General features: G+C 70.2%; 5 protein-coding genes and 1 pseudogene. 1 reads left to right on the forward strand and 5 read right to left on the reverse strand.

All coding sequences use genetic code 11. The features are described 5' to 3' along the window. Positions 1 to 30: 30 nt before the first annotated feature. Positions 31 to 399 (reverse strand): annotated as a pseudogene (locus I8N67_RS40620) (IS701 family transposase); the annotation flags it as partial. 51 nt (positions 400 to 450) lie between these two features. Further along, positions 451 to 990 (reverse strand): GNAT family N-acetyltransferase, encoded by a 540-nt coding sequence (locus tag I8N67_RS40625; RefSeq protein ID WP_200309333.1) that lies wholly within the window; start codon positions 988 to 990, stop codon positions 451 to 453. 194 nt (positions 991 to 1,184) lie between these two features. Here I8N67_RS40625 and I8N67_RS40630 point away from each other — a divergent pair, with 194 nt between their 5' ends. Next, positions 1,185 to 1,679: a GNAT family N-acetyltransferase gene (locus tag I8N67_RS40630; RefSeq protein ID WP_200309334.1), complete on the forward strand. Its 495-nt coding sequence runs from the start codon at positions 1,185 to 1,187 to the stop codon at positions 1,677 to 1,679. Here the strand turns inward: I8N67_RS40630 and I8N67_RS40635 are convergent. The 3 genes from I8N67_RS40635 to I8N67_RS40645 all read right to left on the reverse strand — a co-directional run bounded on the left by I8N67_RS40635 (position 1,658) and on the right by I8N67_RS40645 (position 6,564). Beyond that, on the reverse strand, positions 1,658 to 2,296 hold the full coding sequence (locus tag I8N67_RS40635) for a hypothetical protein (protein WP_200309335.1): 639 nt from the start codon (positions 2,294 to 2,296) through the stop codon (positions 1,658 to 1,660). The two genes, I8N67_RS40630 and I8N67_RS40635, sit on opposite strands and share 22 nt — an antisense overlap. Before the next feature lie 3 nt (positions 2,297 to 2,299). Further along, positions 2,300 to 5,725 carry a DnaB-like helicase C-terminal domain-containing protein gene (locus tag I8N67_RS40640; RefSeq protein WP_200309336.1) on the reverse strand — a complete coding sequence of 1,142 codons (3,426 nt, stop codon included), beginning with the start codon at positions 5,723 to 5,725 and terminating at the stop codon, positions 2,300 to 2,302. Between the two features lie 536 nt (positions 5,726 to 6,261). Then, a complete protein-coding gene (locus I8N67_RS40645) occupies positions 6,262 to 6,564 on the reverse strand; it encodes a hypothetical protein (protein WP_200309337.1) in 303 nt (100 codons plus the stop codon). Positions 6,565 to 6,593: the final 29 nt, after the last annotated feature.

Consider the following 6,593-nt stretch of genomic DNA (forward strand, 5'->3'; position numbering starts at 1 on the left):
GCCTAGTACTCCAGCTGTAGATCGTGATCTTCATGTCTGGGATGCGGCCTGTCGCCGATAATGGCTGGTGCGGGACCGGGCTTGATGGCGGCGTCGCCAGTCGGACCAGCTGAGCCGGTGGGCTGCGTCGTGGACCGGCCGGACGACGAGCGTGATGAACAGGCGCTGGATCTCGTTGCAGGACAGCGGGAGCAGGTCGGCAGGTCCGGGACGGCGGGCGTGTTCGTCGGCGCGGACGACGGCGAGGAAGGCGTGGGCGAGCATGGCGAGGGTGACCCAGCGGGCCCAGGAGGGGTAGCGGCGGACCTGGTGCTCATCCAGCCCGGCCAGCCCCTTCTCACTCTGGAAGGTTTCCTCCACCCGCCATCTGGATCCGGCGACCCGCACCAGCTCGGTCAGCGGCACCGGCCGGGGTGAGAGGCACGATCGTTAGTCTTCACACACCGATGATCAGCGGTGGCCGCGGCCTTCCCGCAGCCGGTCCCCCGGCAAGATCGCGTGCACCAGGTCGCGCTGGTACCAGGTGCCTGGCTTACCGCCAAGGTGGGCCGGGTCGGCGGGGCCGAGGGGGACGAACCCGGCTTTGGTCAGCACCTTTTGGGACGCGGCATTCTGGCGAACGGTGGCCGCTCGCAGTGTGCGCAACCGGTACTGGGCCGCCGCCAGTTGGCACAGCTCCCGGACGGTTGCGGTCGCCACGCCTCGGCCGACGGCGTGCTGCGCGACCCGGTAGCCGACCTCCGCAGCGTGGTCTTCGATGTCGACCAGGTTGAACCTGCCGAGTACCGAGCCGTCCTCGGCGACGAGCACGTGGAAGGCGCAGATGCCGGCCTCCTGCTCAGCCAGCAAAGCGTTGTACCGGCCGGTGAACTGGTCGAAGAAGTCGTCACCGCGGTCGGGGACCGAGGCAGCGAAGTAGGCGCGGTTCTCCAGCTCGAAGGCTAGGACCGCCGGGGCATGGCCGGCATGCAGCCGCTGCAACTCGGGCATTGCCCGACTCTACCCAGATGGTGCGCCGAGGCCACCTGGTTTCCTCCAGCGTCAGACAGTCCCGAGCAAGGCACATAACGATCTACGGCTGGAGTACTAGCCGTTGCACCCACCGCGGCGGGGCAACGCCGGTGAGGAAGCCTGATCCTGGAGGGGCGTACTGCATTCGCGCTGCTGCCCGGAATACTCGGTCCATGCCGCTCATCCGTGACATCGCCCAGGCCGACTACTTGGTGGTAGCGGAGCTGCTGCACTCGAACGATCTGGAAGGCGACAGGTTCTACGACCCCGAGGGCTTGGACGTCATCGTGGCCGAGCTCCACGGATCCATCGTCGGGGTCGCCGAGTTCCGGCTTCACTGCGACTTCGGGCACGACGAAGGCCGGGAGGCCCATCCTGGCGAGCAGACGTTCGTCTTGACCATGGCCGTCGCCGATACTAATCGTCGCACTGGGGTCGGCCGAGCACTTATCACCGAGATAGCCCGCCGGGGCCAGGGAGTCGGCGACACGTTCCTGGCCCTGGTCCCCCAGGACGGCGACGATGCAGCCCGCCGACAGGCTTTCTTCCATGCCTGCGGGCTCACGCTCTACGGATACGACAGACCAGGTGCAGCATGGGGCTGCCCGGTCTCACATATCCTCGCTAGGGGTGCTCGGGTCCTTCCTCACGCGCCGAGGCCGACGTAAGAGACATAGGTGTAGGCGCCCCAGTCGGAGTCGAGTTCGCTGATGATGTCGTCCCAGATCTCTTCGAGTTTGCCTTCGTCGCCGGCTTCCATGGCGTCGACCGCGTCGTCCCAGATGTAGCGCACCGCGGGCAGGGTGCGGTGCGCCTGCTCGCCTTCGAGGTTGGGCCGGCGGGCGTGCTCGTCGACCAGGGACTGGTCGACGGGGTGGATCTCGACCGCGGTGCCCTTCCTCTTGTTGTTGAGGTGCTGCTTGAAGGCCCCGGGATTGTCCAGGATGCGCCGGGTGCGCAGGGCCCAGTACGCGGTGTCGACCAGTTCGAGGTTCATGGCGCTGGGCTTCTGCTTGCCGGCGAACCAGTTCTTCAGGGCACGGGACTTGACGGTGATCCCGGCCTGCCGCAGGGCCTCGACGCCGGCGTCGCTGTGGAGGTACTTCAGGCGTGCCTTGAGGCCGCGGGGGGTGGTGACGGGGGACTTGATGCCGCCGTCGATGATCTGGCGTTCCAGGGCCTCTTCCAGGGCGCGGCCGAGCGCGATGCCGCCGCGGACGTTTTCGAGGGAGCGGTTCGCGCCGTAGGTGCCGAAATTCTTCCAGCCACTGTCGTCGTACGGCATCGGTTAATTCCCCCCGAGGGTGTAAAGGCGCTTCACCTTCATCTGGGTGGGCTTGCGGCCCTCTTCCCAGACTGTTTTCCAGTCGCCTCCGGCGACGTGGAGTTCGTCGACGCCGGAGGCCTGGACCAGGATAAGGTCCCCCTGATGGGCTTTCCATCCTTTCAGCCAGAGGCTTGCAAAGGCCTGAGAGCGGATGGTGTGGACCCACTCGGGTCGGCGGAGTTCGCGGTTCTTTCCTGATTCGCCGATCGTGGAGGTGAACCGGGAGTACATGGCCTTGACGTATTCCTCGGTGGCCGAGTCCTCGTTTTCGATCGCGGTCTGACGGGCCTGCTGCAGGACGCGGCGGAATTTCTCCAGGAGGGCTTCGGAGGCGCCGGAGGTCCACGATTCCAGGATCCGGGGCGCCTCGCTCAGTTTGAGTTCATGGCAGCGGATCAGGAGGCGGACGGTGGCCTCGTCCAGGAGGTAGGGGCCGGGCTCCTTGCGGTTGCCGATCGGGTTGGGCAGGTGGGCGTGGGGCCATACGAAGTGGTCGACGCGGTGGATCCCGGCGCGCCGACGGTCGTAGCCCCCGTTGGGGTCGTGCTTGAGTGCGCCGATGGGCAGGTGCGTCTTGAATGCCGACAGGTAGGCCGCGTTGGTGTCCAGGCCGACCACGTCCAGCGGGTGGTGCTCCCCCTTCTTGATGGCCTCGTAGAGGGGGGCGTTACGCCATTTATGGCGGCCTTCCCAGATTCCGTCGGCCTCGCCCTGTCCGGGTTTCGAGAGGAAATCCAGAGCGGGCGGATAAACGGTGTGGACGTAACTTGCTCCGACCCGGGTGAGTTTGAACAGGGCCATGGAGTCCGGCACGGCTTTCTTCTGCAGCATCTTGACCGCGGCCTCGATGTCGCCGTGCGTCTCGTCGAGGGCCTGGTCGACCGCGGCGCTGATCTTGTTGAGGAAGTAGGTGTAGTTCCGGCCGCCGGTACCGGGAGCGTCCTCGGGCGGCGGCGTGTCGTCGCTGAAAGAGGCCGACGGCGCCTCCATGACCACCCCCTCGAGCACCCTCCGGACCGGATCGGCCGCCTGGGCGCCCTCGGCGGCACCGGAGAGCTCGGCGGGCTCGGCGGCGGGAGTGGGGCCTGCCTCCGGCGTGCCGGTGGCGGGGACCGGCTGCGGCGCCGCCGACGTTGCCGGTGCCGGGGCGGTGGCGCTGGTGGGGGTATCGCGGCGAGCGGCAGTGAACGCGGCCAGCGCGGCGCCGAGGCGCTCCCCTTCCTGTGTGGTCGGCACCGGTGGGCGGCGGGCGGCGAGGCCGTCCAGGGCCTGGCGCAGCCCGGGCAGTTCACCCTCTCGGGCGGGCGCGGCGGAGGCCTCGCGCAGCGCGGCGAGCGCGCCCGCCAGGCGGGCGGGCAGGCCGTGGCGGGCACCGGAGGTGAACGGCAGCGCGGCGTCGAGGAGTTCGGCCTCCACCGCCGCGAACCCCATCCCCACGGCCACCGGGACGGCCGGCGATGGACCGGGCTGCAGGGCGACGCCCGCAGCGGCCTCGGCGACCGGGTCGGCAGTGGCCTTCTCGCCCTTGCCGTCGCCGAACGCGTGCGCGGCCTTCGGGTCCTGCGGGCGAGCTGGCGCGTCGGTGAAGCGGGCGCACGCGACATCGGCGCGCAGCGCCACGGTCGTCAGCTCGCCGAAGTCGCGTTCGGCCACCGTCACCTGGGCGCCGTTGCCGGTGCGGGTCAGGGTCAGGGTGACGTGCGCGGCGTCCAACGCGGCCAAGGCGTCGGCATCGGCGGTATCGAGCACGGCCACCACCGGCACGTTCCAGGTGCGGGCCAGGTGTGCCAGCGCCCGGGCCGCCTCGGGCAGCGCGGGGCCGGACAGCGGGATGAACGGATCGGCCGCGTGCTGGAAGCGGTCGACGACGACCAAGGCCAGGCCCTCGACGTAGGGGGCGGTCTCCGCGATCAACTCAGCGGTCAGGCCGGTGCCGTCGTCGACGTGCAGATCGGCAGCGGCCAGCCGAGCCTGGACCTGGGCCGCGGCCTGTTGCTCGTCCGGAGTGAGGGCGCCGGTGCGCAGCCGCCGGTAGTCGAGCCCGGCCTCGGCCGCGATCACCCGCATCGCCACATCCGTCCGCGACAGCCCAGACGCCGCGTACAGCACGGGGAGCTGGTGGGTGAGGGCGGTATGCCGGGCGGCGTGCACGGCCAGGAGCGAGCCGCCGACGTGCGGCTCGGCCGCCACCACCGTCAACACCCCCACCGGCAGACTCCCCAGCACGGCATCCAGAGCCCGTAGACCGAACCCGAACCGCGGCGCAGCCGACGGCGCGACAGCCTCCGTCAGCGCTCGCCCGGCGACCTCCCCCAAACCGTGCAACCGACGAGGCCCCGGCGACATCGCCGCCCCGGACACTGCAGCCGTCGTACGGACCGCAGCCTGGCCGTCCTGGCCGGTGTCCTGATCAGCGGCAGCCTCGTCCTCCTGGTCGGCCGCGCGCGGGCCGGCGCCCTGCTGACCCCCACCGCCAGCAGCCAAGGGCGCCGTAGGGGTGGGCCCGGCAGGGACCGGGCCGGCGCCGGTGTCCTCCCCAGCAGTTGGCGCAGTACCTGAGGCCGCCTCGGACGGCACCGGCACCTTGGAAACGTCCGGGACGGCGGCCTCAGGGCGGCTCAGCCCGTCGATGTCCCGCGGGTAGCGCATCGGCCGGAGCCCCGTCGGCCGGGGCACGGACCCCTCCGTCTCCCCGCTGGCATCCGGCACGGTCCGCACGTCCACGACCCCGCCCGAGGACTCAACGAGGGCCTCCGGCACAGCGGGGCTCTGGCCAGATGCGGACCGTACGGCGGGCTCGACCTGGGCAGTATCGGCGGCCACCGCGCCCAGAGCCGGGGCCGCCGGACCGGCCGCGCGTACGGCGGCCAGCGGGCCCTGTACGGCCTCAGGGGCAGCCGGGGAAGGCCTCGGACCGACGGCGGGTGCGGCCGGCCCCTCACACGCTCTGGGCGTGGCAGGCGACAACGGCGCGGCATCCGCCGGGGCGGCGGGGACGGGGGCGGGCGCGTCGTCGGGTACCGCAACCAGGGTGTCACCGGGCGGCACTAGCGAGGCCTCCACCAGGACCGCGAGCGGCGTCGTACGGTCAAGAAGCACCTGCGGCACACCCCGCCGCACCGGCGAATCCCCCGCCGCCGCCGCCAGATCACCCAGTTTCGGGCGCGCCGCCGTGCGCGCCCACGACGGCCATCCCGAAAGCCGGGCCCGCGACGCCGTATCCAGCCGGGACACCGGAACCAGCGCGGCGCGGTAGGTATGACGGGACTTCGCATCCCGCTTCACGATCACGGCCATCCGGCCCTCGTCCCGCGCAGCGTCCACCAGTTGGTAAAGGCGCGTACGCGCCTCCGAAACCCCCAGCACCTCCAGGTCTGCCAAGTCCATCTCGGCAGACCTGGTGAAAGTCTCCGAAGCTGCGGGGACCGAGGTCGCATCTGCGGGCGCGACCGTCTCGGTACGGTCGGCTGCCTCCCGCAGTGGTGTGCCGACGGGCAGCTCCGGCCCAAACGCGGGAGCGGACGGCTCGGGAACAGTGGAACCAGCAGGCATCAGGACCTTCTCCAAGAGCAGGACGCAGCAGCAACGCAGGAGCCGCCGGGTCCAGGACCGGCTGCGGGACAGACAGAACGCAGGGCGGGAGCGAAACGATTACCTGTGCACAAACGGCCGGTGCAGGGGGCACAGCGCACCCACCGGGCTTCCGAGTTCACGCCCCCGGCGCCCGCAGACCACTCTACCCAACACGTAACGAAACCCGCCACTCAACACGTAATGCATGATGAAGTCGCCAGGTGAGACACGTAACAAGGAAGAGAGTGGCAGGAGTGCCCTTCTCTTCGGTCCGTTTGGGCTGGGGGAGAATCTGGTCCTGTCCGGGTCGTCCACCACCCGCGCCGGAGGGCCGTGCCCGCTGCCGTGCGTCAGTGCGATGGGATGCGCAGGTACATCGGCAGAACGGTGCGCATGAGCTGTTCGCCACGGGTGGTGATGGCATCGAAGTGGATGCGGCTCATGGCGGCGAAGTTGGTCGGGTAGGTGGCCACCGCTGTGCGGGGGACGAGGTCGGCGGGGGGTGCGGGCAGTCGGTCGTCCTTCATGCCGAGGTAGGCCAGGGCGAAGCCGTCGATGCGTCCGCTCGCGGCCCATTCGTGCAGGCGGGAGCGGGCTGTGTCCTGGGCTTTGCGGTGGACGGTGGCGAAGGAGCGGTTCAGGCGGCTGGCCATGAAGTGGGGCCTGTCGATGAATTAGTGGG

It is taken from the genome of Streptomyces adelaidensis, assembly GCF_016598475.1.
Lineage (GTDB): Bacteria > Actinomycetota > Actinomycetes > Streptomycetales > Streptomycetaceae > Streptomyces > Streptomyces adelaidensis.

Coding starts and splice junctions, on each gene's coding strand:
- I8N67_RS40645 (WP_200309337.1), bottom strand. CDS start 6,564: ATGGCCAGCCGCCTGAACCGCTCCTTCGCCACCGTCCACCGCAAAGCC.
- I8N67_RS40630 (WP_200309334.1), top strand. CDS start 1,185: ATGCCGCTCATCCGTGACATCGCCCAGGCCGACTACTTGGTGGTAGCG.
- I8N67_RS40625 (WP_200309333.1), bottom strand. CDS start 990: ATGCCCGAGTTGCAGCGGCTGCATGCCGGCCATGCCCCGGCGGTCCTA.
- I8N67_RS40635 (WP_200309335.1), bottom strand. CDS start 2,296: ATGCCGTACGACGACAGTGGCTGGAAGAATTTCGGCACCTACGGCGCG.
- I8N67_RS40640 (WP_200309336.1), bottom strand. CDS start 5,725: ATGGACTTGGCAGACCTGGAGGTGCTGGGGGTTTCGGAGGCGCGTACG.